37 protein-coding genes and 1 pseudogene are annotated in these 26706 nt (G+C 67.5%); 1 reads left to right on the top strand and 37 read right to left on the bottom strand.

Features of this window, described 5'->3' with window-relative positions:
• The 34 genes and pseudogenes from ABZ910_RS19490 to ABZ910_RS19655 form a co-directional block, all read right to left on the bottom strand.
• A pseudogene (locus tag ABZ910_RS19490) lies at positions 1-206 on the bottom strand (DNA-directed RNA polymerase subunit alpha); the annotation flags it as partial.
• Positions 207-329: 123 nt separating this feature from the next.
• The gene (gene rpsK, locus ABZ910_RS19495) at positions 330-734 is read right to left on the bottom strand and encodes a 30S ribosomal protein S11 (RefSeq protein WP_003956432.1); all 405 of its coding nucleotides are present in this window, start codon (positions 732-734) and stop codon (positions 330-332) included.
• A 65-nt stretch (positions 735-799) separates the two neighbouring features.
• Positions 800-1180, bottom strand: coding sequence for a 30S ribosomal protein S13 (gene rpsM / locus ABZ910_RS19500; protein ID WP_030811707.1), 381 nt, complete (start codon positions 1178-1180; stop codon positions 800-802).
• Positions 1181-1369: 189 nt separating this feature from the next.
• Complete coding sequence (gene rpmJ, locus ABZ910_RS19505; RefSeq protein WP_003998809.1) at positions 1370-1483, bottom strand: 50S ribosomal protein L36; 114 nt, start codon at positions 1481-1483, stop codon at positions 1370-1372.
• A 60-nt stretch (positions 1484-1543) separates the two neighbouring features.
• A complete protein-coding gene (gene infA, locus ABZ910_RS19510; protein ID WP_004927214.1) occupies positions 1544-1765 on the bottom strand; it encodes a translation initiation factor IF-1 in 222 nt (73 codons plus the stop codon).
• A 179-nt stretch (positions 1766-1944) separates the two neighbouring features.
• Positions 1945-2781 carry a type I methionyl aminopeptidase gene (gene map, locus ABZ910_RS19515; RefSeq protein ID WP_361366314.1) on the bottom strand — a complete coding sequence of 279 codons (837 nt, stop codon included), beginning with the start codon at positions 2779-2781 and terminating at the stop codon, positions 1945-1947.
• A 100-nt stretch (positions 2782-2881) separates the two neighbouring features.
• Positions 2882-3547 carry an adenylate kinase gene (locus tag ABZ910_RS19520; RefSeq protein ID WP_361366317.1) on the bottom strand — a complete coding sequence of 222 codons (666 nt, stop codon included), beginning with the start codon at positions 3545-3547 and terminating at the stop codon, positions 2882-2884.
• Positions 3547-4860, bottom strand: coding sequence for a preprotein translocase subunit SecY (gene secY / locus ABZ910_RS19525; protein ID WP_361366320.1), 1314 nt, complete (start codon positions 4858-4860; stop codon positions 3547-3549). The genes ABZ910_RS19520 and secY overlap by 1 nt, the downstream gene beginning before the upstream one ends.
• 234 nt (positions 4861-5094) lie before the next feature.
• Positions 5095-5550: a 50S ribosomal protein L15 gene (rplO, locus tag ABZ910_RS19530; RefSeq protein WP_361366322.1), complete on the bottom strand. Its 456-nt coding sequence runs from the start codon at positions 5548-5550 to the stop codon at positions 5095-5097.
• 2 nt (positions 5551-5552) lie between these two features.
• Entirely contained in the window at positions 5553-5735 is a 183-nt protein-coding gene (rpmD, locus tag ABZ910_RS19535) for a 50S ribosomal protein L30 (RefSeq protein ID WP_095748087.1), read from the bottom strand.
• Complete coding sequence (gene rpsE, locus ABZ910_RS19540; RefSeq protein WP_003992370.1) at positions 5735-6340, bottom strand: 30S ribosomal protein S5; 606 nt, start codon at positions 6338-6340, stop codon at positions 5735-5737. Before rpsE ends, rpmD begins: the two co-directional genes overlap by 1 nt.
• Before the next feature lie 41 nt (positions 6341-6381).
• Entirely contained in the window at positions 6382-6765 is a 384-nt protein-coding gene (gene rplR / locus ABZ910_RS19545) for a 50S ribosomal protein L18 (RefSeq protein WP_361366326.1), read from the bottom strand.
• 3 nt (positions 6766-6768) lie between these two features.
• Positions 6769-7308 carry a 50S ribosomal protein L6 gene (gene rplF, locus ABZ910_RS19550; RefSeq protein WP_361366328.1) on the bottom strand — a complete coding sequence of 180 codons (540 nt, stop codon included), beginning with the start codon at positions 7306-7308 and terminating at the stop codon, positions 6769-6771.
• Between the two features lie 24 nt (positions 7309-7332).
• A complete protein-coding gene (gene rpsH / locus ABZ910_RS19555; RefSeq protein WP_007384075.1) occupies positions 7333-7731 on the bottom strand; it encodes a 30S ribosomal protein S8 in 399 nt (132 codons plus the stop codon).
• Positions 7732-7943: 212 nt separating this feature from the next.
• The gene (locus ABZ910_RS19560) at positions 7944-8129 is read right to left on the bottom strand and encodes a type Z 30S ribosomal protein S14 (RefSeq protein WP_003948630.1); all 186 of its coding nucleotides are present in this window, start codon (positions 8127-8129) and stop codon (positions 7944-7946) included.
• 5 nt (positions 8130-8134) lie between these two features.
• Positions 8135-8692 (bottom strand): 50S ribosomal protein L5, encoded by a 558-nt coding sequence (gene rplE, locus ABZ910_RS19565; RefSeq protein WP_019753095.1) that lies wholly within the window; start codon positions 8690-8692, stop codon positions 8135-8137.
• A complete protein-coding gene (gene rplX, locus ABZ910_RS19570; RefSeq protein ID WP_361366332.1) occupies positions 8692-9015 on the bottom strand; it encodes a 50S ribosomal protein L24 in 324 nt (107 codons plus the stop codon). Before rplX ends, rplE begins: the two co-directional genes overlap by 1 nt.
• A 2-nt stretch (positions 9016-9017) precedes the next feature.
• Positions 9018-9386, bottom strand: coding sequence for a 50S ribosomal protein L14 (rplN, locus tag ABZ910_RS19575; RefSeq protein WP_003992364.1), 369 nt, complete (start codon positions 9384-9386; stop codon positions 9018-9020).
• 98 nt (positions 9387-9484) lie between these two features.
• Positions 9485-9766 carry a 30S ribosomal protein S17 gene (gene rpsQ / locus ABZ910_RS19580; protein ID WP_361366334.1) on the bottom strand — a complete coding sequence of 94 codons (282 nt, stop codon included), beginning with the start codon at positions 9764-9766 and terminating at the stop codon, positions 9485-9487.
• A complete protein-coding gene (gene rpmC, locus ABZ910_RS19585; protein ID WP_007494763.1) occupies positions 9766-9990 on the bottom strand; it encodes a 50S ribosomal protein L29 in 225 nt (74 codons plus the stop codon). The genes rpsQ and rpmC overlap by 1 nt, the downstream gene beginning before the upstream one ends.
• The gene (gene rplP / locus ABZ910_RS19590) at positions 9990-10409 is read right to left on the bottom strand and encodes a 50S ribosomal protein L16 (protein WP_361366337.1); all 420 of its coding nucleotides are present in this window, start codon (positions 10407-10409) and stop codon (positions 9990-9992) included. Before rplP ends, rpmC begins: the two co-directional genes overlap by 1 nt.
• 5 nt (positions 10410-10414) lie before the next feature.
• Positions 10415-11242 (bottom strand): 30S ribosomal protein S3, encoded by an 828-nt coding sequence (gene rpsC / locus ABZ910_RS19595; RefSeq protein ID WP_361366339.1) that lies wholly within the window; start codon positions 11240-11242, stop codon positions 10415-10417.
• A complete protein-coding gene (rplV, locus tag ABZ910_RS19600; RefSeq protein WP_030619142.1) occupies positions 11242-11589 on the bottom strand; it encodes a 50S ribosomal protein L22 in 348 nt (115 codons plus the stop codon). The genes rpsC and rplV overlap by 1 nt, the downstream gene beginning before the upstream one ends.
• Positions 11590-11632: 43 nt before the next feature.
• Positions 11633-11914, bottom strand: a complete 282-nt coding sequence (gene rpsS / locus ABZ910_RS19605; RefSeq protein WP_030619138.1) for a 30S ribosomal protein S19 — start codon at positions 11912-11914, stop codon at positions 11633-11635.
• Positions 11915-11926: 12 nt separating this feature from the next.
• Complete coding sequence (gene rplB, locus ABZ910_RS19610) at positions 11927-12763, bottom strand: 50S ribosomal protein L2 (protein ID WP_020941674.1); 837 nt, start codon at positions 12761-12763, stop codon at positions 11927-11929.
• A 40-nt stretch (positions 12764-12803) separates the two neighbouring features.
• Positions 12804-13223 (bottom strand): 50S ribosomal protein L23, encoded by a 420-nt coding sequence (gene rplW / locus ABZ910_RS19615; RefSeq protein ID WP_361366343.1) that lies wholly within the window; start codon positions 13221-13223, stop codon positions 12804-12806.
• Positions 13223-13876 (bottom strand): 50S ribosomal protein L4, encoded by a 654-nt coding sequence (gene rplD / locus ABZ910_RS19620; RefSeq protein ID WP_361366346.1) that lies wholly within the window; start codon positions 13874-13876, stop codon positions 13223-13225. Before rplD ends, rplW begins: the two co-directional genes overlap by 1 nt.
• A gap of 8 nt (positions 13877-13884) precedes the next feature.
• Complete coding sequence (gene rplC, locus ABZ910_RS19625) at positions 13885-14529, bottom strand: 50S ribosomal protein L3 (RefSeq protein ID WP_279548913.1); 645 nt, start codon at positions 14527-14529, stop codon at positions 13885-13887.
• A gap of 17 nt (positions 14530-14546) precedes the next feature.
• Positions 14547-14855 carry a 30S ribosomal protein S10 gene (gene rpsJ, locus ABZ910_RS19630; RefSeq protein ID WP_003948644.1) on the bottom strand — a complete coding sequence of 103 codons (309 nt, stop codon included), beginning with the start codon at positions 14853-14855 and terminating at the stop codon, positions 14547-14549.
• Positions 14856-15340: 485 nt separating this feature from the next.
• Positions 15341-15802: an adenylyltransferase/cytidyltransferase family protein gene (locus tag ABZ910_RS19635; protein WP_361366349.1), complete on the bottom strand. Its 462-nt coding sequence runs from the start codon at positions 15800-15802 to the stop codon at positions 15341-15343.
• On the bottom strand, positions 15802-17346 hold the full coding sequence (locus ABZ910_RS19640) for a fibronectin type III domain-containing protein (RefSeq protein ID WP_361366352.1): 1545 nt from the start codon (positions 17344-17346) through the stop codon (positions 15802-15804). Before ABZ910_RS19640 ends, ABZ910_RS19635 begins: the two co-directional genes overlap by 1 nt.
• A 122-nt stretch (positions 17347-17468) precedes the next feature.
• Positions 17469-19013: an oligosaccharide flippase family protein gene (locus ABZ910_RS19645; protein ID WP_361366355.1), complete on the bottom strand. Its 1545-nt coding sequence runs from the start codon at positions 19011-19013 to the stop codon at positions 17469-17471.
• Positions 19010-20635, bottom strand: a complete 1626-nt coding sequence (locus ABZ910_RS19650) for a hypothetical protein (RefSeq protein ID WP_361366358.1) — start codon at positions 20633-20635, stop codon at positions 19010-19012. The genes ABZ910_RS19645 and ABZ910_RS19650 overlap by 4 nt, the downstream gene beginning before the upstream one ends.
• Before the next feature lie 10 nt (positions 20636-20645).
• Positions 20646-22064: a hypothetical protein gene (locus ABZ910_RS19655; RefSeq protein WP_361366361.1), complete on the bottom strand. Its 1419-nt coding sequence runs from the start codon at positions 22062-22064 to the stop codon at positions 20646-20648.
• 158 nt (positions 22065-22222) lie between these two features.
• Between ABZ910_RS19655 and ABZ910_RS19660 the strand changes: the two genes are divergently transcribed.
• Positions 22223-23461 (top strand): glycosyltransferase, encoded by a 1239-nt coding sequence (locus ABZ910_RS19660; protein WP_361366364.1) that lies wholly within the window; start codon positions 22223-22225, stop codon positions 23459-23461.
• A 72-nt stretch (positions 23462-23533) separates the two neighbouring features.
• On the opposite strand, the gene ABZ910_RS19665 is transcribed toward ABZ910_RS19660, so the two are convergent.
• From ABZ910_RS19665 to ABZ910_RS19675, 3 genes are all read right to left on the bottom strand, one after another.
• Positions 23534-24238 carry a CDP-alcohol phosphatidyltransferase family protein gene (locus ABZ910_RS19665; protein WP_361366366.1) on the bottom strand — a complete coding sequence of 235 codons (705 nt, stop codon included), beginning with the start codon at positions 24236-24238 and terminating at the stop codon, positions 23534-23536.
• 3 nt (positions 24239-24241) lie between these two features.
• Positions 24242-25264 (bottom strand): NAD(P)-dependent oxidoreductase, encoded by a 1023-nt coding sequence (locus ABZ910_RS19670; RefSeq protein WP_361366369.1) that lies wholly within the window; start codon positions 25262-25264, stop codon positions 24242-24244.
• An 87-nt stretch (positions 25265-25351) separates the two neighbouring features.
• Positions 25352-26578: a nucleotide sugar dehydrogenase gene (locus ABZ910_RS19675; RefSeq protein ID WP_361366372.1), complete on the bottom strand. Its 1227-nt coding sequence runs from the start codon at positions 26576-26578 to the stop codon at positions 25352-25354.
• Between the last annotated feature and the right edge of the window lie 128 nt (positions 26579-26706).

Here is a 26706-nt window from a genome sequence, read left to right on the forward strand (position 1 = left end):
ACGCCCGGCACGGTGGTGAACTCGTGCAGGACACCGTCGATGCGGATGCTGGTGACAGCAGCGCCGGGGATCGACGACAGGAGGGTGCGGCGGAGGGAGTTGCCGAGGGTGTAGCCGAAGCCCGGCTCCAGCGGCTCGATCACGAACCGGGAGCGGAACTCGTCGACGACCTCTTCGGTCAGCGAGGGACGCTGAGCGATCAGCATATTGAGATCCTTCAGTCAGGGGCGCCCGCTATTTGACGCCCGACCATGTACTGCAAGGGTACGGGCGGTACGGCCCTTACGGTGCCGTACCGCCCGAAACCAGCCAGCTGTAGCAGCCGTGCGTCAGACGCGGCGGCGCTTCGGCGGGCGGCAGCCGTTGTGCGGGGTCGGGGTGACGTCCTGAATGGAGCCGACCTCGAGGCCCGTGGCCTGCAGGGAGCGGATCGCGGTCTCACGACCGGAACCCGGACCCTTCACGAACACGTCGACCTTGCGCATGCCGTGCTCCTGGGCGCGGCGGGCGGCCGACTCGGCGGCCATCTGCGCGGCGAACGGCGTGGACTTCCGGGAGCCCTTGAAGCCGACGTGGCCGGCGGAGGCCCAGGAGATCACGTTGCCGGACGGGTCCGTGATCGAGACGATCGTGTTGTTGAACGTGCTCTTGATGTGCGCGTGGCCGTGAGCGACGTTCTTCTTTTCCTTGCGGCGCACCTTCTTGGCAGCGCCCTGACGACCCTTGGGGGGCATCTACTAACTCCTACGGGAGGTGGTCGGTCCTACAGCGAAGACCGTGGACAGGTGTCCGCTGCGGACTACTTCTTGCCCGGCTTCTTCTTGCCGGCGATGGCGCGACGCGGGCCCTTGCGGGTACGAGCGTTGGTGCTGGTGCGCTGACCGCGGACGGGCAGACCGCGACGGTGACGGAGACCCTGGTAGCAACCGATCTCGACCTTGCGGCGGATGTCGGCCTGGATCTCGCGACGGAGGTCACCCTCGGTCTTGATGTTGTTGTCGACGTACTCGCGGATCGCGACGAGCTGCTCCTCGGAGAGGTCGCGAACGCGGGTGTTCGGGTCGACGCCGGTCGCAGCCAGCGTCTCCTGCGAGAGGGTCCGGCCGATGCCGAACACATAGGTGAGGGCGACCTCCACGCGCTTTTCGCGCGGGATGTCAACACCGGAAACGCGTGCCATTCAATGGCTCCTGGTGATATTCGGAGGTCTTCTGCAGAACCGGACCCCAGCCGCCGTACGAGGTACGAACTGGGTCCCCGGCCTCCGAGCCGGGGGTGTCAGGCGACGCTCGCCGCCTGGGTTCTGCGTATGAACATATTCAGCTTGCGTCGCGCGAATTTCTGCGGGTGCAGAAGGTTCGGTCGTGCGTCAGCCCTGGCGCTGCTTGTGGCGCGGGTTCTCGCAGATGACCATGACCCGACCGTGACGGCGGATCACCCTGCACTTGTCGCAGATCTTCTTGACGCTCGGCTTGACCTTCATTAGGTGAGGTTCTCCGGGTCAGTGCCACCACCCCGCAAAAGAGCGAGGCGAAGACAAGATCTACTTGTAGCGGTAGACGATCCGGCCACGCGTCAGGTCGTACGGAGACAGCTCCACCACGACCCGGTCGTCAGGGAGGATGCGGATGTAGTGCATGCGCATCTTGCCGCTGATGTGTGCCAGAACCTGGTGGCCGTTCTGGAGCTCGACCCTGAACATGGCGTTCGGAAGAGACTCGACGACAGTGCCCTCGATCTCGATGGCACCTTGCTTCTTGGCCACGCTTCGCCCTTCGAATCGACTACCTTGATCGACTCCCGCACTTTTCCCTTGCGGGCGCATGCGGACATGCGGGTGCACGAGAGCCGACGAGTCAGTCTACGTCAGCGCACCCGGAAAGACGAATCGGGGAAGTCTGCCCCAATAGCGCGATCGTTACGCGGTGGCCGGCGGGCGAGTTCTCAGACCAGCGGGTCGGGGGCGGCCGTGATGCCGTACTCCGCCAGCTTGGCCTTGCCGCCGTCGACGGCGGTGAGGACCAGCGGGCCCTGATCGGTCAGGGCGACGGAGTGCTCCCAGTGGGAGGACCAGGTGCCGTCGGTGGTGACGACCGTCCAGTCGTCCTCCAGGACCTCGGTCTTCGGGGTGCCGAGGGAGACCATCGGCTCGATGGCCAGGCAGAAGCCCGGCACCAGCTTGGGCCCCTTGCCGCGGCGACGCTCGACGTAGTTCAGCAGGTGCGGGTCCATGTGCATCTCGGTGCCGATGCCGTGGCCGCCGTAGTCCTCGATGATGCCGTAGCGGCCGCCGCCGGGCCTCGGCTGACGGCGGATGTACGTCTCGATGGCGCGGGAGACGTCGACCAGCCGGTTGCCCAGCTTCATGGCGGCGATGCCGGCCCACATGGACTCTTCGGTCACCCGGGACAGCTCGACCAGTTCGGGAGCGTGCCCGGAGCCGACGAAGGCGGTGAAGGCGGCGTCGCCGTGCCAGCCGTCGACGATGGCGCCGCAGTCGATGGAGATGACGTCCCCGTTCTTGAGGACGACGTCCTCCGAGGGGATGCCGTGGACGACCACCTCGTTGACGGAGGTGCAGATCGTCGCGGGGAAGCCGCCGTAACCGAGGAAGTTCGACTTCGCGCCGTGCTCGGCGAGCACCTTGCGGGCGACCTCGTCCAGATCCTTGGTGCTGGCGCCGGGGACCGCCGCCTCCCGGGTGGCCGCGTGGATCGCGGCGACGACCAGCCCCGCCTCACGCATCTTGGCGATCTGCTCGGGGCTCTTGATCTGCACCATGGGGGCCTGCGCTCTCCATCACTCACGACAACCGGTTACGTACACACAACAGTACGGCCGCGACACCCACCAGGGCGCCGCGGCCAGTACGGCCCGAGGACTACTTCTTGTCGTCCTCGTCACGCTTGAGCGCCTCGAGCGCCCGCTGCGTGATCTCGTCCACGGGGCCCATGGCCGAGATCGTGACGACCAGGCCCTGCGCCTTGTAGTAGTCGATGATCGGCTCGGTCTGCGTGTGGTAGACCTCGAGCCGCTTGCGGACCGTCTCCTCGGAGTCGTCGTCGCGCTGGTACAGCTCGCCGCCGCAGACGTCGCAGACGCCCTCCTGCTTCGCCGGGCTGTACGTCACGTGGAAGACGTGGCTGGAGTCCTTGCGGCAGACGCGGCGGCCCGCGATGCGCTTGACGACCTCGTCCTCGGGGACCTCGAGGTCCAGCACGGCGTCGAGCGTCATGCCCTCGGTCGTGAGCAGCTCGTCGAGCGCCTCGGCCTGCTTGACGTTGCGCGGGAAGCCGTCGAGCAGGAAGCCGCCCTCGGCGTCCGGCTGCTCCATGCGGTCCTTCGCCATCGCGATGGTGACCTCGTCCGGGACGAGGTTGCCGGCGTCCATGTAGGACTTCGCGAGCTTCCCGAGCTCCGTCTGCTGGCTGATGTTGGCGCGGAACAGATCACCCGTGGAGATGTGCGGAATGCGCAGCTTCTCGGCGAGGCGCACGGCCTGCGTTCCCTTACCGGCACCGGGCGGCCCGACGAGGACGATTCGCATCAGCGGAGGAACCCTTCGTAATTGCGCTGCTGGAGCTGGCTCTCGATCTGCTTCACCGTCTCGAGGCCGACACCCACGATGATCAGGATGCTGGTCCCACCGAACGGGAAGTTCTGGCTTGCTCCGAAGCCCACCAACGCCATTGTCGGGACGAGAGCGATCAGACCCAGATACAGCGAACCCGGCCAGGTGATCCGGTTGAGCACGTAGCTCAGGTACTCAGCGGTCGGTCGGCCAGCCCGGATTCCCGGGATGAAGCCACCATACTTCTTCATGTTGTCGGCGACTTCCTCGGGGTTGAAGGAGATCGCCACGTAGAAGAACGCGAAGAAAACGATGAGCAAGAAGTACAGGGTGATGTAGATCGGGTGGTCACCCTTGGTCAGGTTCTGCGTGACCCACTGCTTCCAGCCCGAGTTGCCGCCGGCGAACTGCGCGACGAGTGCCGGAATGTACAGCAGCGACGAGGCGAAGATCACGGGGATGACACCCGCCTGGTTGACCTTCAGCGGGATGTACGTGGACGTACCGCCGTAGGACCGGCGGCCGATCATGCGCTTCGCGTACTGCACCGGGATGCGGCGCTGGGCCTGCTCGACGAAGACGACGAGGGCGACCATGACCAGGCCGACCAGGATGACGGTGCCGAACTCGATCCAGCCGCCGGCCAGGGTGCCCTGCTTCTTGATGGCCCACAGCGCGGACGGGAAGGTCGCGGCGATCGAGATGAACATCAGGATCGACATGCCGTTGCCGATGCCGCGGTCGGTGATGAGCTCACCGAGCCACATGACGACACACGTACCGGCGGTCATGCAGATGACCATCGTGATGGTCGTGAAGATCGCCTGGTCGGGAACGATGCTCGAGGCGACCGTGCAGCCGGAGAACAGGGCGCCGCTGCGGGCGGTGGCGACGAGGCCGGTGCCCTGCAGGATGGCGAGCGCCACGGTCAGGTAGCGGGTGTACTGCGTGATCTTCGCCGTGCCGGACTGGCCCTCCTTCTTGAGGGCTTCCAGGCGCGGGATGACCACGGTCAGCAGCTGAAGGATGATGCTGGCCGTGATGTACGGCATGATGCCGAGCGCGAAGACCGTGATCTGCAGCAGTGCGCCGCCGCTGAACATGTTGACGAGACCGAAGAGGCCTTGGTTGCCCGAGGCCTCGTGCACGCACGTCTGCACGGCTTTGTAATTGACGCCGGGGATCGGAATGTGGGTACCGACCCGGTAGACCACGATGATGCCCAGCGTGAAGAGCAGCTTCTTGCGCAGGTCGGGCGTCCTGAACGCCCGGGCGAACGCGGTGAGCACGGTGCCTCCTGCGACCCCCGCGCAAGTGCGTCAAGGGTGACGGTCTGAGGATTCGACAAATACGTAACGGTCAACTGCCGCCAAGAGTGCCCCATGGGAAGCACCCAATGAAAGTGGGCAGTGCAGGCCACCTTACCGGCGAGACCGCCCCCCTTGGAACGACCAACCGGGGATACCCCTTTTGTGGAGTATCCCCGGTCGGGTTCGCTCATGTCATCAAGACGCCTGAGGGAATCAGACGAGCTCGGTGACCGTACCGCCCGCGGCGGTGATCTTCTCCTTGGCGGAGTCGGAGACGGCGTCGACCGTCACCTGCAGCGCCACGGAGATCTCGCCCTGGCCCAGGACCTTGACGAGGCTGTTCTTGCGAACGGCACCCTTGTCCACGAGGTCCTGGACGGTGACCTCTCCACCCTGCGGGTAGAGCGCGGCCAGCTTGTCCAGGTTCACGACCTGGTACTCGGTCTTGAACGGGTTCTTGAAGCCCTTCAGCTTCGGAAGACGCATGTGAAGGGGCATCTGGCCACCCTCGAAGCGCTCCGGAACCTGGTAACGGGCCTTCGTGCCCTTGGTACCACGACCGGCCGTCTTACCCTTCGACGCCTCACCACGACCGACACGGGTCTTGGCGGTCTTGGCGCCCGGGGCGGGACGGAGGTTGTGGATCTTGAGCGGGTTCTGCTCCGCCATGATCAGTCGACCTCCTCGACCGTCACGAGGTGGCGGACGGTGTGCACCATGCCGCGGAACTCGGGGCGGTCCTCCTTGACGACCACGGTGTTGATCCCCTTGAGACCAAGCGACCGCAGGGTGTCACGGTGGTTCTGCTTGCTGCCGATGTACGACTTCGTCTGCGTGATCTTGAGCTGCGCCATTACGCACCAGCCCCGGCACGCGCACGAAGCAGAGCCGCGGGGGCGACGTCCTCGAGCGGCAGACCACGGCGTGCCGCGATCTCCTCGGGACGCTGCAGGCCCTTGAGGGCCGCCACGGTCGCGTGCACGATGTTGATCGCGTTGTCGGAGCCGAGCGACTTCGACAGCACGTCGTGGATACCGGCGCACTCGAGCACGGCACGCACCGGGCCACCGGCGATAACACCGGTACCGGGGGACGCGGGCTTGAGCAGCACGACGCCGGCAGCCTTCTCACCCTGGATCGGGTGCGGGATGGTGCCCTGGATACGGGGGACCTTGAAGAAGTGCTTCTTGGCCTCCTCAACACCCTTGGCGATGGCGGCCGGCACCTCCTTGGCCTTGCCGTAACCGACACCCACGGTGCCGTCACCGTCGCCCACCACGACCAGCGCGGTGAAGCTGAAGCGACGACCACCCTTCACAACCTTGGCGACGCGGTTGATCGCGACGACGCGCTCAACGTACGCGGTCTTCTCGGCGGCAGCAGCGCCGCCGTCACGGCCCTTCCGGTCCCGCCGCTCGCCGCCACCGGCACCGCCACCGCGGCGCTGGGGTCCAGCCATTGGAATTACCTCTCTCTGTTTCCGCTAGCTACGGAACCGACTCAGAACTTGAGTCCGGCTTCGCGGGCGGCGTCCGCCAGGGCGGCGATGCGCCCGGCGTACTGGTTGCCACCACGGTCGAACACGACAGCCTCGACACCGGCGGCCTTGGCACGCTCGGCGACCAGGGCGCCGACCTGCTTGGCGTGCGCGGACTTGTCGCCCTCGCCACCGCGGATCGACGTGTCCAGGGTGGACGCCGACGCAAGGGTGTGACCCTTGATGTCGTCGATCACCTGGGCGACGATGTGGCGGTTCGAGCGGGTAACGACCAGACGGGGACGCTCCGCCGTACCGGAAAGGTTCTTCCGGATCCGGATGTGGCGGCGCTTGATCGCGGCGCGCTTGTAGGCGTCGCCCTTGAGGATCTTCTGTCCGTATGCCATGGCTTACTTACCCGCCTTTCCGACCTTGCGGCGGATGACTTCGCCCTCGTACTTGACGCCCTTGGCCTTGTACGGGTCGGGCTTGCGCAGCTTGCGGATGTTGGCCGCAACCTCGCCGACCTTCTGCTTGTCGATGCCCTCGACCTGGAAGCGGGTCGGGGTCTCCACCTTGAAGGTGATGCCCTCGGGCGCCTCGACGACGATCGGGTGGCTGTAGCCGAGCGCGAACTCGAGGTTCGAACCCTTGGCCACGACGCGGTAACCGACACCGCTGATCTCGAGCTTCTTCACGTAACCCTGGGTCACGCCGGTGATCATGTTCGCCACCAGCGTGCGGGACAGGCCGTGGAGGGCCTTGTTCTGACGCTCGTCGTTGGGACGGGTCACCGCGAGAGTGCCGTCCTCAGCCTTGACGATGTCGATCGGCGCGACGACGGTGTGGGTCAGCGAGCCCTTGGGACCCTTGACCGAGACCGTACGGCCGTCGATGGTGACGTCCACGCCGGCGGGAACCGTGATGGGGAGCTTGCCAATACGCGACATAGCTGTTTCCTCCGTTCCCTTCCGTTACCAGACGTAGGCGAGAACTTCTCCGCCTACGCCCTTCTTGCCGGCCTGCTTGTCGGTGAGGAGCCCGTGGGACGTGGAGATGATCGCCACGCCGAGGCCACCCAGCACCTTGGGCAGGTTGGTGGACTTCGCGTACACCCGGAGACCGGGCTTGGAGATCCGCTTGATGCCCGCGATGGAGCGCTCACGGTTCGGGCCGAACTTCAGCTCGAGAACGAGGTTCTTGCCGACCTCGGCGTCCTCGACCTTCCAGCCCGTGATGAAGCCCTCCTGCTGGAGGATCTCCGCGATGTGCGACTTGATCTTGGACGCCGGCATCGTCACGGAGTCGTGGTATGCCGAGTTCGCGTTACGCAGACGCGTAAGCATGTCTGCGATCGGATCAGTCATGGTCATGAATTGGCCTTCGGCCTCTCTCGCCGGGGTTTCCTGGTGCGCCATCCCTCTCCCCGATCCGAGACGGGGCGGGTGCGGCGCGGTGGACCTACGGCGTAGTAAGTCGTACGGGCGCGACAGACGCCCAACCCCACAAGCCTAAGGCATGCGGTGAAGGGCCCCTGCCGACCCAGATGCTTACCGAGAGCTAAAGGAATCCCTGTTGAGGGGGATTACCAGGAGCTCTTGGTCACGCCCGGCAGCTCGCCACGGTGAGCCATCTCACGAAGGCACACGCGGCACAGGCCGAACTTGCGGTACACGGAGTGCGGGCGGCCGCAGCGCTGGCAGCGGGTGTAGCCACGCACACCGAACTTGGGCTTACGAGCGGCCTTGGCAATCAGAGCCTTCTTCGCCATCTCGCTCACGCCTCCTTGAACGGGAAGCCGAGGTGACGGAGAAGGGCACGGCCTTCAGCGTCGTTGGTCGCCGTGGTGACCACGGTGATGTCCATACCCCGGACGCGGTCGATCTTGTCCTGGTCGATCTCGTGGAACATGACCTGCTCCGTGAGACCGAAGGTGTAGTTGCCACGGCCGTCGAACTGCTTGGGGGACAGACCACGGAAGTCGCGGATGCGCGGCAGCGCGAGCGACAGGGTGCGGTCCAGGAACTCCCACATGCGGTCGCCACGGAGCGTGACGTGGGCACCGATCGGCTGACCCTCACGCAGCTTGAACTGCGCGATGGACTTGCGGGCCTTGGTGACGGCCGGCTTCTGACCGGTGATCGTGGTGAGGTCGCGGATGGCGCCCTCGATCAGCTTGGAGTCGCGGGCGGCGTCGCCCACACCCATGTTGACCACGATCTTGACGAGGCCGGGAACCTGCATGACGTTCTCGTACTTGAACTCGTCACGCAGCTTGCCCGCGATCTCCTCGCGGTACTTCTGCTTCAGACGCGGGGTCGTGGTGGTAGCCATCAGATGTCCTCACCCGTCCGCTTGGCAACGCGGATCTTGTTGCCTTCGTCGTCGAAGCGGTAGCCGACACGCGTGACGACCTTGTTGCCGTCCTTCTCAACGACCAGCTGGACGTTGGAGACGTGGATCGGCGCCTCGGTCGTGACGATGCCGCCCGCCTGCGAACCGCTGGCGGTCGGACCGGCCTTGGTGTGCTTCTTGACCCGGTTGACACCCTCGACCAGGACACGCTCGTCGCGCGGGAAAGCGGCAATGACCTTGCCCTGCTTGCCCTTGTCCTTGCCGGTGATGACCTGGACCAGGTCGCCCTTCTTGACCTTCATGCTTACAGCACCTCCGGCGCGAGCGAGATGATCTTCATGAACTTCTTCTCGCGCAGCTCACGGCCGACGGGGCCGAAGATACGGGTGCCGCGAGGGTCGCCGTCGTTCTTCAGAATGACGGCGGCGTTCTCGTCGAAGCGGATGTACGAGCCGTCCGGACGACGGCGCTCCTTGACGGTGCGAACGATGACCGCCTTGATGACGTCACCCTTCTTCACGTTGCCGCCGGGGATCGCGTCCTTGACGGTGGCGACGATGACGTCACCGATGCCCGCGTAGCGGCGACCGGAGCCACCGAGCACACGGATGCAAAGGATCTCCTTCGCACCAGTGTTGTCGGCGACACGCAGTCGCGACTCCTGCTGGATCACGTCTATCTCCTGATCGTCTGCCGGTTCCCCAACGGGGCTGATTGCTCAGCCCCGTTGGAGCCTGGCGGAACTGACCTGCGGGGTTTGCCCCGCAGGAATTACTTGGCCTTCTCGAGGATCTCGACGATGCGCCAGTGCTTCGAGGCGGACAGCTTGCGCGTCTCCATGAGGAGGACGCGGTCACCGACGCCGGCAGCGTTCTGCTCGTCGTGCGCCTTGAGCTTGTTCGTACGGCGGATGACCTTGCCGTACAGCGCGTGCTTCACGCGGTCCTCGACGGCGACGACGACGGTCTTGTCCATCTTGTCGCTGACGACGAGACCCTCACGGGTCTTCCGCGCGTTGCGCTCGGTCTGCTCAGTCACGTTCTTCTCGCTCATCAGGCGTTCTCCACCGTTTCGATGCCCAGCTCACGCTCGCGCATCAGGGTGTAGATCCGCGCGATGTCCTTGCGGACCGCCTTCAGACGGCCGTGGTTCTCGAGCTGTCCCGTCGCCGCCTGGAAACGGAGGTTGAACAGCTCTTCCTTGGCCTCGCGGAGCTTCGCAAGAAGCTCCTCGTTGCCCAGCTCGCGCAGCTCGGACGCCTTGGTACCGGCCGACATCACGCTTCACCTGCCTCGCGCTTGACGATCCGGCACTTCATCGGCAGCTTGTGAGCCGCACGAGTGAGGGCCTCACGCGCAATCTTCTCGTTGGGGTACGACAGCTCGAACATGACGCGTCCGGGCTTGACGTTGGCGATCCACCACTCCGGAGAACCCTTACCGGAACCCATGCGGGTCTCGGCCGGCTTCTTCGTCAGCGGGCGGTCCGGGTAGATGTTGATCCAGACCTTGCCGCCACGCTTGATGTGGCGAGTCATCGCGATACGAGCCGCCTCGATCTGGCGGTTCGTGACGTAGGCCGGGGTCATCGCCTGGATGCCGTACTCGCCGAACGCAACCTGCGTTCCACCCTTGGACATACCACTGCGCTTCGGGTGGTGCTGCTTGCGGTGCTTGACCCTACGGGGGATCAGCATTTCGGTCAGGCCTCCGTTCCGGTGCTCTCAGCCGGAGCGGCGGCAGCGGCCTCGGCCTTGGGGGCCTCGGCAGCCTGCGCCTGCTGCGGCTTACGACCGCGACCGCCACGCTCGCCACCGCGGCCACCACGGGCCGGGCGGTCAGCGCCGCCACGGGCCGGGCGGTTGCCGGCGCGGGCAGCAGCGTTCTCGGCGCGGACCTCGGCGATGTTCTTGACGTCGCCCTTGTAGATCCAGACCTTCACACCGATGCGGCCGAAGGTCGTCTTGGCCTCGAAGAAGCCGTAGTCGACGTTCGCGCGGAGCGTGTGCAGGGGCACACGGCCCTCGCGGTAGAACTCCGAGCGGGACATCTCGGCGCCGCCGAGACGGCCACCACACTGGATCTTGATGCCCTTGGCGCCCGCCTTCATGGCCGACTGCATGCTCTTGCGCATGGCGCGGCGGAAGGAGACGCGGGAGGACAGCTGCTCGGCAACGGCCTGGGCAACCAGCTGAGCGTCGGTCTCGGGGTTCTTGACCTCGAGGATGTTCAGCTGGACCTGCTTGCCCGTGAGCTTCTCGAGGTCGCCGCGGATGCGGTCGGCCTCGGCGCCACGGCGGCCGATGACGATGCCGGGACGCGCGGTGTGGATGTCCACCCGCACGCGGTCACGGGTGCGCTCGATCTCAACCTTCGAGATGCCGGCGCGCTCCATGCCGGACGTCATCATCCGACGGATGGCGACGTCTTCCTTGACGTAGTCCTTGTACAGCTTGTCGGCGTACCAACGCGACTTGAAGTCGGTCGTGACACCGAGCCGGAACCCGTGCGGGTTTACCTTCTGGCCCATTACCGGGTTCCTTCCTTGCTGCTGACGACCACAGTGATGTGGCTGGTCCGCTTGCGGATCCGGTAGGCACGGCCCTGGGCACGCGGACGGAACCGCTTCAGGGTCGGGCCCTCGTCGACGTACGCCTCAGAGATGACGAGGCTGTCGGCGTCGGTGTGGTCGTAGTTGTGCGCGGCGTTGGCGATGGCGCTGTCGAGCACCTTGCCGACCGGCACGGAGGCTGCCTGCGGAGCGAATCGCAGGACGGCCTGGGCCTCCGTGGCGTCCATGCCACGGATGAGGTCCACCACGCGGCGGGCCTTCATGGGCGTGACGCGGATGTACCGCGCCTGGGCCCTGGCTTCCATGGTTGTCCCTTCAGTTTCTTACGTGTCTGAATGCGATCCGCTACTAGCGGCGCTTCGACTTCCGGTCGTCCTTGACGTGGCCCCGGAAGGTGCGGGTCGGCGAGAACTCGCCGAGCTTGTGGCCGACCATCGACTCGGTGACGAACACCGGGATGTGGGTCTTGCCGTTGTGCACCGCGATCGTGTGGCCGAGCATGGCCGGGACGATCATCGAGCGACGGGACCAGGTCTTGATGACGTTCTTGGAGCCGGCTTCGTTCTGGACGTCCACCTTCTTGATCAGGTGGTCGTCGACGAAGGGCCCCTTCTTCAGGCTACGAGGCATCTCAACCCGTCCTTAGCGCTTCTTGTTCGTCTTGCGGCGGCGGACGATGTACTTGTTCGACGCCTTCTTGGGCGAACGAGTACGGCCTTCCTTCTTGCCCCACGGGGACACAGGGTGGCGACCACCGGAGGTCCGGCCCTCACCACCACCGTGCGGGTGGTCAACCGGGTTCATGACGACACCACGGACGGTCGGGCGAACGCCCAGCCACCGCTTACGGCCGGCCTTACCCCAGTTGATGTTGCTCTGCTCGGCGTTGCCGACCTCGCCGATGGTGGCGCGGCAGCGGACGTCGACCAGGCGGATCTCACCGGACGGCATGCGCAGGTGGGCGTAGGCGCCCTCCTTCGCGAGCAGCTGCACGGAGGCACCGGCGGAGCGGGCGAACTTGGCACCGCCACCGGGACGGAGCTCGATCGCGTGGATCGTGGTACCGACCGGGATGTTGCGGAGGGCCAGGTTGTTGCCCGGCTTGATGTCGGCCCCGGGACCGTTCTCGACGCGGTCACCCTGCTGCAGGTTGCGCGGGGCGAGGATGTAGCGCTTCTCGCCGTCGGCGTAGTGCAGCAGCGCGATGCGCGCGGTGCGGTTGGGGTCGTACTCGATGTGCGCGACCTTCGCCGGCACGCCGTCCTTGTCGTGACGACGGAAGTCGATCACTCGGTAGGCGCGCTTGTGTCCGCCACCCTGGTGGCGAACGGTCACACGACCGGCGTTGTTACGGCCGCCCTTGCTGTGCAGGGGGCGGACCAGCGACTTCTCCGGCGTGGACCGCGTGACCTCGACGAAGTCGGCGACGCTGGCACCACGACGGCCCGGCGTAGTCGGCTTGTACTTGCGGATTCCCATTTCTCAGTCCTCGTCCGATATCGGACGATCCGGACCGCCCTTAGGCGGTCGGACCGCCGAAGATGTCGATACGGTCGCCCTCAGCGAGGGTCACGATCGCGCGCTTGGTGGCGGCACGCTGACCGAAGCCGGTCTTCGTGCGCTTGCGCTTGCCCTGGCGGTTGATCGTGTTGACCCCGGTGACCTTGACCGAGAAGACCGCCTGGACGGCCTGCTTGATCTGGGTCTTGTTGGCGTTCGGGTCGACGATGAACGTGTACTTGTTGTCGTCGATGAGCGCGTAGCTCTTCTCCGAGACGACCGGCTTCAGCAGGACGTCACGGGGGTCCGTGTACGACTTGCTCAGCGGGGTCTCGACGGTGTTCTTGCCCTCGGTGGCGTGGCGACGCGCCTTGGCGACGCGCGCGGCCTTGGCGGCCTTGGCAGCCTTCGAGGCAATGCTCGGGTGACGCGTAGCCATCAGGCCTCGCTCCCTTCGGTGTCAGCGGCCTTGGGGCCAGACACGAAGGACTCGAACGCGGCCTGGGTGAAGACCACGTCGTCCGAGACGAGAACGTCGTACGTGTTCAGCTGGCCCGGCTCCAGGATGTGGACCTGGGGCAGGTTGCGGGCGGACAGCCACGCGGCCTCGTCGGCGCGGTCGACGACCAGGAGCAGGTTCTTGCGCTCCGAGATCTTGCCGAACAGCGTCTTGGCGGCCTTGGTGGACGGGTTCGCACCCTCGACCACGCCGGAGACGACGTGGATGCGGTTGTGACGCGCCCGGTCGGTGAGGGCTCCGCGGAGGGCGGCGGCCTTCATCTTCTTCGGGGTCCGCTGCGAGTAGTCACGCGGCACGGGACCGTGCACGACGCCACCACCGGCGAACTGCGGCGCGCGGGTCGAACCCTGGCGGGCGCGACCGGTGCCCTTCTGGCGGTACGGCTTCTTGCCGCCACCACGGACCTCGCCACGCGTCTTCGTCTTGTGGGTGCCCTGGCGGGCAGCGGCCAGCTGCGCGACGACGACCTGGTGGATCAGCGGAACGCTGACCTTGGCGTCGAAGATCTCCGCGGGGAGCTCGACGGTACCGGCCTTGTCGCCCACCGGCGAAAGGATGTCAACAGTGCTCATCGGTTACCTCAGGCCCCCTTGGCCGCGGTGCGGACCAGGACGAGGCCGCCGTTCGGACCAGGAACCGCGCCCTTGATGAGCAGCAGACCCTTCTCCGCGTCAACGGCGTGGACGGTCAGGTTCTGGGTGGTGACCCGCTCGTTGCCCATGCGACCCGCCATGCGGAGGCCCTTGAACACACGGCCCGGGGTGGCGCAGCCACCGATGGAACCGGGGGAGCGGTGCTTGCGCTGGGTGCCGTGTCCGGCGCCGAGGCCACGGAAGTTGTGGCGCTTCATGACACCGGCGAAGCCCTTGCCCTTGCTCTTGCCGGTCACGTCGACCTTGATGCCGGCCTCGAACACCTCAGCGGTGATCTCCTGGCCGAGGGTGTACTCGCTGGCGTCAGCGGTACGGATCTCGACGAGGTGGCGACGGGGGGTGACGTCGGCCTTCGCGAAGTGGCCCTTGAGGGGCTTGTTCACCTTGCGCGGGTCGATCTCGCCGAACGCGATCTGGACGGACTCGTAGCCGTCGACGTCGTTCGTGCGAACCTGGGTCACGACATTCGGACCGGCCTTGACGACGGTGACCGGAACAACACGGTTGTTCTCGTCCCACACCTGCGTCATGCCGAGCTTCTCGCCCAGGATGCCCTTGATCTGCTTAGCCATTCTCAGATCACCGACCCTTAGAGCTTGATCTCGATGTCGACACCGGCCGGGAGGTCGAGTCGCATCAGAGAGTCAACGGTCTTGGGCGTCGGGTCGAGGATGTCGATCAGGCGCTTGTGCGTGCGCATCTCGAAGTGCTCGCGCGAGTCCTTGTACTTGTGCGGCGACTTGATGACGCAGTACACGTTCTTCTCAGTGGGCAGCGGCACCGGGCCCGCGACCGACGCACCAGTGCGGGTCACCGTCTCGACGATCTTCTTCGCCGAGGAGTCGATGACCTCGTGGTCGTAGGCCTTGAGCCGGATGCGGATCTTCTGTCCCGCCATGGCTACTCAGTAGTCCTGTCTCTCAACGCTCTGGAACCCGGTGGTTTCCCTATGCCTTCCCTCCGACCCACGCGGTCGGGCGTGTCGCGCTCCCGCTGACATGAATGTCCCTTGTCGGAACACCCCTGTGGGGAATGCACACGGCCCTTCCGGAAACCGCGGACCGGGGACGGAAGGCCCACCGGGCGCCTGGCCGGTGCCGCGCCCACACTTCCCGGAAGATTCCCGTACGTCCGCCCCAGTGCTGCCATCAGGCAGTTAGGGCGACGAGTACTGTGGGACTCGCTTCCGGTCCTCCCGGCGGGAGACGTGCAGCATCAACACTCGACCGAGCAACTCGGACAGTCTGCCATACGGGGCATGGCCCTGGCCAATCGAGCCGAAGACCTTACCCCGGCGGTGACGCAGGTCAAACACGGCCCGGTGCAGAACGCGGAAAACGGCCCGCCGGCGAGACCGGCGGGCCGTCCTGCGAGGGGTCGAGGCTACTCCTGGGCGGTCAGGACCTCCGGCCCGGCGTGATGGCCCGGGACGAGGAGACCGAGCGCGCTGCGCAGCAGCGTGCTGGAGGTGTGCGCCGTGTACGGGAAGAAGACGACCGTCACCCCCACATTCGCGAATTCGGCTTCGAGCGTCGTCCACAGGTCCGTGCCGAGCCAGTCGTCGCCCTTGAAGATGACGTCGAAACCCACCTCCTTCCAGATCTCCAGCTTGTCGTCCACGGTCGCGACGTAGGTCTCGTCCACGTACCGGACGCTGCGGACGATGTCCAGTCGCTCGGCGAGCGGTACGACGGGCGGCCGTCCCTTGAGCTGCATGACCAGGTCGTCGGAGCAGACGCCCGCGATGAGCCGGTCGCACTGCTCCCGGGCGCGGCGCAGGATGTTCAGGTGCCCGACATGGAAGAGGTCGAAGGCCCCCGGCGCATAGCCGAGACGTTCCCCCATCACATCGCTCCGACGTCTACAGGGGCTGTGAGCGGTTGGCTTCGGTCGTCCGTGCTCACTTTCACCGCCTTCGACTGGGGCGTGGTGTTCTTGCCGTCGGTGACGGCGATCGTGTAGCGGTGGGTCCCGCCGGTGGTGGCGGAATCCGTGTACGTCATGTCGGGGCGGTCCCACTCGGCCGACTGCTGCTTCTTCTTGCCCACGAGGACGCCGTCCCGGTAGATCAGGTACGTCAGGTTCGCGTCGTCCCTGTCCCATGCGGCGCGCCAGGTGAGCGTGACGTGGCCGGAGCGGGAGTCGTCGACCCTGATGAGGTCGGGAGCCGCTTGCGGGGCCGCGTTGCGGCTCGTCCCGAAGCGCGTCAGGCTCTGCTGGGGTTTGCCGTTGACCTCGGTGAACTCGCCACCCGCCCACAGGATGTCGCCGGCCATGACCATCGACCGGGGGCCGTCCCCCTCACCGAGTCCGTCGTTGGTGTCGGGGAACCAGTGCAGGATGCGTTTGTCACCGGGCGACTGCGCCAGGAAATGCCGACGGCGCCCTTCGGGGAAACCACCCGGTGTGGTGCCGCAATAATGCGCGTGGGATCCGCTGTAAAGGACTCCCTTGTACACGAGAACGGACTGGGTGGCGCCCTCGCAGCCGTCCCTCCAGAGCATCTTGCCGTCGGACAGACGCGCGGCGATACGGCCGTCGAAGATTCCCGTACCCGTGCCCTCGGCTCCCAGATAGAAGTTGTCTTGGTCGCGCGCCAGCGTTTTCACCACCGACCTGGGCGGAATCCAGTTCGGAAAGGCGATGACGGTCTTGCCTGTTTTGGGGTCCACGGCGACCAGCGAACGCTCCAGCCTTCCGTCGATATGACGGAAATCGCCGCCGATGATGACCTCGTTGTGATCCGGTACCGCCAGAATGGCCCGGACGCCGCGGTCGAGGTCCAGCTTGAACGGCAGCACTTCGCCGCTGGTCGTGAGCGCCGCGATGCGGTTCCTGGTCTTGTGGTTGACGACCGTGAAGTCGCCGCCCACGTAGACCGTCTTGCCCGTGGTCTCGAAGGTCCGGACGGTCGCCGACACGCCCGGGCGGAAGTCCTTGCGCAGCGAGCATTTGCCGGTGTTGAGGGCGACCGCGTTGTGCACGTGGGCCTTGTCGACGTAGTTGAACGAGCCGCCGACGTACAGCCTCTTGCCGTCGGGCGACGCCTTGAGCGCCCGCACGGTGTCGCCGATGCCCGTGAAGGAGTGCGTGCACGGCAGCAGCTTGCCGGTGACGGCGTCGAACGCGGCGAAGTTCTTGCGGGCGACCGTCTTTTCGCCGGGCTTCGCGCCCGGCGGCCGGACGCTGTCGAAGGTACCGCCGACGTACACGACACCGCGCACGTACTCCACCGACCAGACGATCCCGTCCGTCTGCCAGGTCGACAGCGGGTGGGCGGTCAGCATCTTGCGGGTGGTCTTCTGGTCGCCGGCGGCCGAGTTGGCGGCGGTGACGAGCGAGGCGGCTGCGAGGAGGGCCGCGGTGGACGCTGTGGTGATGACCCTCATCGTGCGATTTCTCAGACGCATGCGATACCTCAGGGAGGGAGGTGGTACGGGGGAGAGGAACGGAGCGAGAGTTTTACGGCGAATTCGGTTCCGTATCCGGTTTCCATGTCCGGTGTCGCGTGTCATGCGGCCCGTTTACGGAGGATGCCGATCAGATCGTGAACTCCCAGCACGTCCGGAAAACGGCTCAAACTTATACCGAGCACGGCGATTCCCAAGGCAATTCCGGCGGCGAGTCCAATGACAGTATCACCGGCCACGAGTCGGGCGGGAATAACCAGAACCGCGGTGAGAAACAGACCTACTCCGGTCGCGGCGAGATATCCGCGGTCCACGGTTGTGAATCCCGGATGATGCCGTACCAGAACGGCCGCCATGAGGTTTTCGACGACGATGGCCGCTCCCCACGACACCGCGGCTCCCAGGACACCGATGCGGGGAACGGCGAGGATGCCGACGGTCAACTGGACCGCGAACGCGGCGGCGGTGGCCCCCAGGTGCCAGGAGCTCTTGCCGGCCATGAGCAGCACGGTCTGGGCGTTGCCGACGCCGACGTTGATCGCGGAGGCGACACAGAGGACGACCAGGGCGTCCGATCCCTGGACGAACTCCGGCCCGAAGAGGGACAGGACCGTGCCCGGGAAGCTCCCGAGGAGCACGAACAACGGCCAGGAGAAGAGCACGATCCAGCGCGTCGAGATGCGGTGCAGCTGGCAGGCCTGCTGGCTCTCGTCGACGGCCAGGAGGCGGCTGATCTCCGGGGCGAAGGCCAGGCGGACGGCGAGCTGGAGCAGCGTGGCCGCGACGATGACCCGGCTGACGGCGGTGTAGATGCCCGCTTCGTCGCTCGTGCCCAGGCACGACAGCAGGATCACCCCCACCCAGACCGAGCTGATGTCGAAGATGGCGGAGACGGCCCGGGGTGCGGCGAACGCCCAGAACCCCCGGCGCGCATCGGCCGCGTCGGCTCCGGGCGTACGCCGATGGCTCGTACTACGGCACCGGCGCAGCGCGAGCCAGGCGATGAGGGCGCCGGCCAGGGAGGGGACGAGCCAGGCGGCGGCCAGGTTCAGCACCCCCGGGGCCAGCAGCACCACGGGTACGGCGATCATCACGCGCAGGACCGGTTTGACGACCTGTTCGACGCCGACGAACGGCACCACCGTGCCGTAGCCCTGGGTCGCGCCGAGCAGGATCAGGGTGACCGTGGCCACGGGGAGGAAGACGGCGAAGAGCCGGACCAGGGTGACGGCGTCGTGAGGCGCGAGGGTCGGCAGCAGGGAGGTGGCCGTCGAGGGGGTCAGGAAGAGCAGCGCGGCGGCCGCGGTGCTCGCCGCGGCTCCCGGTACGAGGGCGCTGCGCAGGAGTGCGCCCACGCGGTGGCCGCCGGCGGTGGCCATGTCGCGGGAGACGAAGCGCACCAGCCCGGTGTCGGCGCCGAGCTTGCACGTGTTGCTGAGGATGGTGAAGGCGGCGACGCCGGTGAACACCGCCCCCGATCCGTGCGCCCCCAGGGCCCGGGTGACCAGGGTGACCAGGAGGTAGCCGAAGACGGCGTTGACCGTCGAACCCAGAAAGCCCCACCACCCGCCGCGCGCGGTCGCCGCCACTCCACTCGGGGCAGGCGCGACCGCGGGGGCGGGGGCGGTTTCGGTGGCGTTCGTCATCGGGAGGCGGTGAGCGAGTCGTCCTGCGGCCGGCCGAGTTCCTCCTGCGCCGTGCCGTCCGCGTGCTGCAGGGACGCGACCGGCCTCGTGGCCAGGCCCGTGCTCTTCATCCGGCGCTGTCGGCCCCGCCGTTTCCCGCCGTCGAGCACCACGCCCACGATGCGTCCGCCCGAGCAGCCGACCAGCTCGCGCACCCGCTTGAGGTCGTCGCGCCTCATGTCCTTCAGTCCGCCCACCACGAGGACACCGTCGACGCGGGGGGCGATCGCGAGGCCGTCGGCGTGTTCGAGGAGAGGCGGAGCGAGGACAAGCGCCGAGATTCCGGAATCGGCGCCGGGCAGCGCGCGTGTCACCATGGCGGGCTCCGGGGAGCCGTCGGCGGCGGCGCGCGTGTCGGGGAGGAGCCGGAAGCGTCCGGCCTTGCCCGCGTCGACGACGACCCGGCCGCCCGCCGTGTCGGCGGCCTCGGCGGCGAGCGGCAGCCGCGTCGCCAGGCCGCGGGTGCTCGAGGCGGCGTCCACCAGCAGTACGTCGTCACCGGACTCGGCGAACGCGGCGGCGAGGTTGACCGCGGCGGCCTCGGCCCTGCGGTCCCGCTTCGGCGCCACGACCAGGAGCGTGCCGCAGGGCGTACGGCCCTCGTCCCGGCGCAGGCGGAAGGCGAGCGCCCGGTACGCCTCCGCGCGGGTGCCGCCGGACCGGCCGACCTCCAGCAGTTCGCCCCTCTTGCCGGAGCGCGGGAGGAGCCCCAGCACCGGAGCGCCCAGCGCCCCCTGGATCTCGCCGACCGAGCGTGCCCGTGGATCCAGCGCGGACCGCAGCCAGGCGAGGACGATGCCCACGAGGAGGCCGATCAGCAGGCCGAGGCCGATCAGCCAGACACGGCCCGGTCCCGAGGGCAGCGCGGGCGGCTCGGCCCGGTGCACGACGAGGTCGCCGCCGGCGGTGTCGTAGGACCTGATCTCCGCGATCCGCTTGTTCAGCGCCTCGATCTGGCCCTGCAGACTTGCGGTCGCGGCCTTGTTCGCCGCGGACGTGGCCTGATCCGCCGTGGTCCCGGACTTGGCGTCGCTGTCGCTCTCGTCCATCGCGGCGATCTGCTTGTCCAGCCCCGCGATCTGCTGCTCCAGCCCGCTCGTCATCCGCGTCACCAGAGTCTTGGTCCTGACCTGGCGGTCGGCGAGGTAGGCGTCCGCGAACACGTTGCTCACCCGGGCCGCCCGCTTCGCGGTGCTCGCCGTGTACTCGAACCGGAGCACCTGCGTGTTCGGTGGATTCGTGACGCACAGGTCCGTCAGCAACGCGCCGGCCCGGGACGGCTCGTGCAGTGCCTCGGCCGCGCGGGCCGCGACGGCGGCGCTGAGCGCCATCCGCCGCTCCGTGCCCATGGCCACCTGGTTGTCGCTGGACGTGCCGAACGACGGATCCGACCGGGTGCGGATGAGCACATCACTGGTGGCGGCGTAACCGTTCGTGCGCAGCTGCACCAGCAGCAGGCCGCCGAGCAGCCCCAGGACGATCCCGAGCGCGAGGGTCACGCGGTACCTGAGCAGTCGGCGCAACTGGTCGCGGAGCTGGTCCGGCTCGTCGTACCGGTCATCGAGGCTTGCGGGGCTGGTCACGGATGCCTCCTTATCCGGGGATGGGTGCGTGGCCTGCGGTCGCGGACGGCTGCACCGGTACAGGGACACGGGATGGCCGGGCGGCACGGGTGGTGAGGAAGAGCGGAATGGTCAGGAGCAGCAGCAGCGGCCCGATGATCGCCATGAGGCTGCCGCGCAGGAGGATCAGCTGGTAGAAGGCGAAGGCCGGGATCAGCGGCACGGCCAGCACGGCCTGCCTGTCCCCCAGCCGTTCCCGGATGTCGTCCATACGACGGCCGGCCGCTCCCAGCAGACAGAAGACGGCGATCACACAGGGAGGGCCGCCCCAGAGGTAGCTCTCGATCCACAGCGGGGCCGAGAGGTTGTCGAACTTGTAGCCCGCGTACCGGGCGAGTCTGATGGCGGTGTCTTCAGGCTTGTCCGGCCACACGGAGCGCGGCACCACGAACAGGGCCGCGCCGAGTGCGGCCGACGGCGAGAAGCCGGTCTCCCGCACGGCGTCGACGCCGGTCTGCATCTGCTGGAAGGCGTCGTAGTCCATGTTCGTGGTGAGCTGTTCCGTCACCGACACCACATGGATGGCTTCCCGCTTGTCGTAACGGAAGTAGTCGGCGTACGGAAAGACCAGCAGCAGGGCGACCGTCATCGCCGCGGCGGTGACGCGGAAGGCGCGGCGGGTGTTGAACCGGCGCCAGGAGAAGAGCAGCACCAGCAGGACGGTTCCGGCCCAGAAACGCGGCCTGCTGATCGGGTTGTTGACGATGACGTTGACGAGGGCGAGGAACGGGAGCAGCGCCCAGCGCAGCCAACGCAGCAGCCGGTCGCCCTTGGCCCGGCGGGCCAGCAGGACCAGTCCCACCAGGGCCCAGAAGGCGGGGACGGACAGGACCCAGACGCGCATCACACGCGACACGTCCGAGGCGACTCCCGACTGCCGTACGGCCTGCCTGCTGGCGAAGAAGGCGTGCCAGCCCCCTTCCTGCTCGGGGATCAGCACGACCGCGAGTACGAGCGCCAGTCCGCACAGCACCAGCACCGGCATGGGGGCGAACCTGCGCGACAGCAATGGTTCGAGGACGAGCGACCGGCCGCCCGCGTGCCGGGCGGCGAGCACCGTTCCGGCGCTGTAGGCGAGGAGCCCGAGCTCGGTCAGGGCGACGGCGGCGAGCGCCGTGGTGTCGCTGGTCCGGTAGCCGAGGGGGTAGGTGTCGGTGGCGAGCATCGCGAGCGGCGCCAGCCCGAGCCAGACGTAGGCGAAGAGCCAGAAGCCCAGGGCGACGAGCCTGACCGACGGAGCGGTGAGCAGGCGGGTGAGCGCTCCGCCGGCGTGCGCCACGACGATGCACTGTCCCGCGAGCACCACCTCGGAGCGCGCCCCCGGGTTCTGCAGCACCAGCCCCGGCAGAAGGACGAGTAGCACCAGGGCCCAGAACCAGACCGCGGCCATGCAACGGACTTGACCGTCCTGCACCTGCATCCCCTCATCCAAGGCAGCAAACCGAATGAATCAGCAGACCGATTTATAGCTCACTTAACAGACATAAAGGGCGAGACCGAGGGCGTTTCTCGCCAAGAGTTTCCACATTTGTGCCGTATTTTCCTCAAATGACTGAAACGTTCGAAGGTCGCCGCGTTCTCCTCGTGTCGACCAACTACGCGCCCGAGCACGCCGGGATCGCGCCCTACTCGACGCTGACCGCGGAACACCTCGCGGCTCGCGGCGCCGACGTCGACGTCCTGGCGGGAATGCCGCACTATCCGGGCTGGCGGGTCCACGGTGACTACCGAGGGCGCTGGCGCATGGTGGAGAACCGGGGAGGTGTCCGGGTCCATCGGCGCCGCGGCTTCGTCCCCGCACGCCAGACCGCACTGCTGAGGGCGGCCTACGAGGCCACCTTCCTGGCGCACGGCTCGATCCGGCCGCCGGCCGCACGGCCCGACCTGGTGCTGAGTCAGATCCCCACGCTCGCGGGCGGCGTGCTCGGCGGCCGGATCGCCCGCCGCCACAGGGTGCCGCACGTGGTCGTGGTGCAGGACCTCATGGGTGCGGCGGCCGCGCAGAGCGGGATCAGGGGCGGCGGCCATGTGGCGTCCCTGGTGGCCGGAGCGGAGTCGCGGATCCTGCGCACGGCCGCGCTGATCGGCGTGGTGCACGAGTCGTTCGTGGACCGCGTCACCGCCATGGGCGTGCCGAAGCCGCGCGTCCGGGTCGTCCCCAACTGGACCCACGTGACGCCCCCGTCCGGCGACCGCCAGGCGGTACGGGCGCAACTCGGCTGGAAGGACGAGGAGTTCGTCCTGCTGCACTCGGGCAACATGGGGCTCAAGCAGGGCCTGGAGGTGCTGGTCGAGACCGCTCGCCTCGCGGCCCGCGCCACCCCGCGCCTGCGCATCCTCCTCATGGGCGACGGCAGTTGCCGCAGCCACCTGGAGCGCCTCGCCGCGGGCCTGCCGAACCTCGGCTTCCTGCCGCCCGCGTCCGACGCGGACTTCCCCGACGTGCTGGCCGCGGCGGACGTCCTCGCGGTCACGCAGCGGGCGTCCGTGCTCGACATGAGCCTGCCCTCCAAGCTGACGTCGTACTTCGCGAGCGGACGTCCCGTCGTGGCCTCGGTGGCCCCACAGGGCGGCACGGCGCAGGAGGTACGGCGCTCGGGTGCCGGAGTCGTCGTCCGCGCGGAGGACGCCGACGCGCTGCACGGTGCCGTATCGGAACTGATGCGGGATCGCGAGCGGTCGGCCGAGCTCGGCGCACACGGACCCGCCTACGTACGAGAGCGGCTGAGCCCGGAGGCCGGGCTGGGCCGGATCACCGCGATGCTGTCGGAGGCTCTGGCCCGGTGACGGCCGGCCGGGGAATCCGGTGACGACCGGCCCGGGAAGCGGCCCGCCGACTCCTCGGCGGGCCCGGCTCCGTCAGGAGAGCTCCCAGAACCACTTGGCGAGGCACGCCGGCACCAGCACCACGTGCGCCGCGAGCAGGGCGAGGTACAGCGCGAGGAACAGCTTGTGGTTGCCCAGGAACAGGAAGATCAGGCACAGCAGGCCGTAGTCCACGGGGAGCAGCGCGAGCCCGCGCACGGCGGAGGGCTGCGCCCCGGGACCGGCAGGCGCGTCGGCCCCTCGCCGTCTCAGCTGGTCCTTCAGGGTTCCCCCGAAGAAGAGCACGACAGCGGCGAACTGGAAGCCGATCGGGGCGAACAGCGCGGTGGGACGCGGCAGGTCGAAGAAGCGGTAGAACGAGATCAGCAGCGCCGCGTGGATGCCGAGGAGCTTCGCGCAGTCGACGACATGGTCCATCCACTCACCGGACGGGCTGGCCGACCGGTGCAGCCTGGCGAGCTGGCCGTCCGCGGAATCGAGCGCGAAGCCGAGGAGCAGGGCGAGGGTGACCCAGGCGCCGAGCGCGTGGGTAGGGGGGCACACGGCGGTCGCGGCGAGGGCCGAGAAGGTGACCGTCGCACTGGCCACGGTCACCTGGTTGGGCGAGAGCCCTATACGGTGCGCCGTGGCCGCGAGCACCCGGCCGGCCGGCCGGTTGACGAACCGCGCGTAGAAGGGAGCTCCGCGGGCCGGCTTCTGCACCTGCGAGAGCTCCCTCAGTGCGCTGGAGAAGTCCATGTGTCAGAGCCGGCCTTCGACGATCGCCTGGCGCACCCAGGGGATGACCTTGTCGAGGATCTCGTCCAGCGTGGTCGTCGCGGTGAAGCCGAGGACGTCCCTGGCCTTGGACACGTCGGGGGTACGGCGCTGCACATCGTGCTCGAAGGGCCGGTCGGTCGTGTACCGGAACGGCTCGTCGGGCCCCTTGACCTTGTGCCAGATCCGCTCCGCCAGCTCCAGCACGCTGGTCGGCTCCGCGCTCGCCAGGTTGAAGTCCTCGCCCGTCGCCTCGGGGTGGAGGATCGCCGCGCAGATGCCGCGGGCCAGATCCCCGCCGTAGGTGAAGTGCCGCACCTGGGCGCCGCTGCCGAGGACGTGGAGGGGGTCCTGCCCCTTCAGCACCTTCTGCACCAGGTCGGGAACGACATGCGACATGCTGATCTTGAGGTCGCCGGAGCGCTCCTCGCTCTGCCCGACGGTCCGCTCCTCCCCGACGTCCACGCAGTTGAAGGGCCGCACGATGGTGAACGGGAGGCCGTGCTGGTCGTAGGCGGCCCTCGCGAAGTACTCCACCGCCAGCTTCTGGAAGCCGTACGACGACGACGGCGGCGGGATGCGCTGCTCGTCGCCCTCCCGGGACGGCCAGGTGTCGGTGTTCTCGTACACCATCGAGGAGCTCAGGTACGTCACCTTCTGCAGCGGCCCGTTGCCGTGGACCCGGATCGCGGCGTCGCAGGCGGCGGCGGTGATGCGCTCGTTGGTGGCCAGGAGGTCGTAGGCGTAGGTGTGGAAGTAGGAGATTCCGCCGATCATGGCTGCCCCGGCGACGAAGTGATCGCAGTCGGCCAGCAGGTCCGCCAGCAGGTCCGTGTCGCGGGCGTCCCCCTCGACCAGCCGGTAGCGCGGATCCTCGACCGCGGTGCGGCGGGCGGCGCCGTACTTGGAGAAGTTGTCCAGGCCCACGACGGTGTGCCCCTGGTGGAGCAGCTCCCGGACGAGGTAACTGCCGATCAGACCGGACGCGCCGGTGACGAGAACCTTCACGGGTGACCTTTCTGGTGCGGTGTGCGTGCCGGGTGCCCCGGGCGGGGCACCGGGCCTGGTGTGGGGTTGCCTTCGCCGTACGTCCGGTCAGACCCGAACGCCTCTGCCGGTGACGCCCCAGAGGTCCACGACCGGTTTATCCGTCGCCAGATCCCGGTACTCGCGGTGCGGTGTGGCGATGACCAGGACGTCGGCCCGGTCCATGACCTCGCTCAGCTCCACGAAGCGCGCGTCGCTGATGTACGGGTCGGTGCAGAGCGTTTCCCGTGCCTTGGCCATCAGAATTCTGCGCAGCTTGAACGACAGGCTTTCGCGCATATCGTCGCTGCCGGCCTTGAATCCCATGCCGAGTACGCCGACCCGCGTGTCCGCGAGCGGAAATCTGTTTTCCAGACGCGACACGAGATAGAGCGGCAGTCCCTCGTTGACGAGCATGGCCGCGTGCCCCAGCACGAAATTGTTGCCGGTGAACGCCGCCAACTGCAGCGTGTCCTTGAGCAGGCAGGGGCCTGCGGCGAATCCCGCTCCCGGCATGTCGGCGGCACGCGGATATTCGTACGTGATCGCCTGACGGATGCGCTCGAAGTCGAGCCCGAAATCGTTCGCCATCATCCAGAACTGGTTGACCGTCGCGAACTTGATGTAGCGCCAGGTGTTGGCGAACAGCTTGGCGAGCTCGGCCTCCTCCGGCTCCACCCGGACGATCCTGTCCGTGAGCGTGCGGAAGAACTTCTCGGCCCGGTCACCGGCCCGCTGCGTGCGGGCCGCCACCAGCTGCGGCAGCTCGAACAGCTCGGTCATGGCGGCGCCCTCGGCGATGCGCTCCGGGCAGAAGGCCACGTCCACCGAGCGGCCGAGGCGCTCCAGCAGCCGCTCGGTCAGCGCCGTGACCCCGGGATGCACCGTGCTCCTGAGCATGACGAGCTGGCCGTCGCGCAGATGCTCCGCGCAGCGCTCCAACGCCCTGGGGACGGCGCCGAGATCCGGGTTGAGATGCTCGTCCACGGGCGTCCCCACCACCACGATGAGGTTCTCCGTCGTGGCGACGCTGGCGCCGTCGGTCGTGGCCCGCAGCAGACCGTCGCGCACGCTCGCGCGCAGCGGCTCGGCGGCCTCCTTCTCCAGGAACGGAAGCTCTCCCCGATTGACCTTGTCGACGGCGGCGGCGTCGATGTCGTAGAGCGTCACCGAAAGCATTCCGTGCGCGGCGAGCGCGATTCCGAGGGGAAGTCCCACCCGGCCGCACCCCCCGATGATGACCACATCCGTGGCGGGCCGCGCATTCTGTGTGTCGCCACGCAATTGCTGGATCATGCGTAGAACTCGTCTCCGTTGTTAGTTCACCGGTGGCGGGGCGGACAATGCTGTGAGCAGGCAATGATGTAGGGACCTTATAAGGGTTCTCCGGCGAGAATAATCCGGAAACAGGGCGCCGCACGGGA

Origin of the sequence: Streptomyces sp. NPDC046805 (genome assembly GCF_040645355.1) — a bacterium.
Lineage (GTDB): Bacteria > Actinomycetota > Actinomycetes > Streptomycetales > Streptomycetaceae > Streptomyces.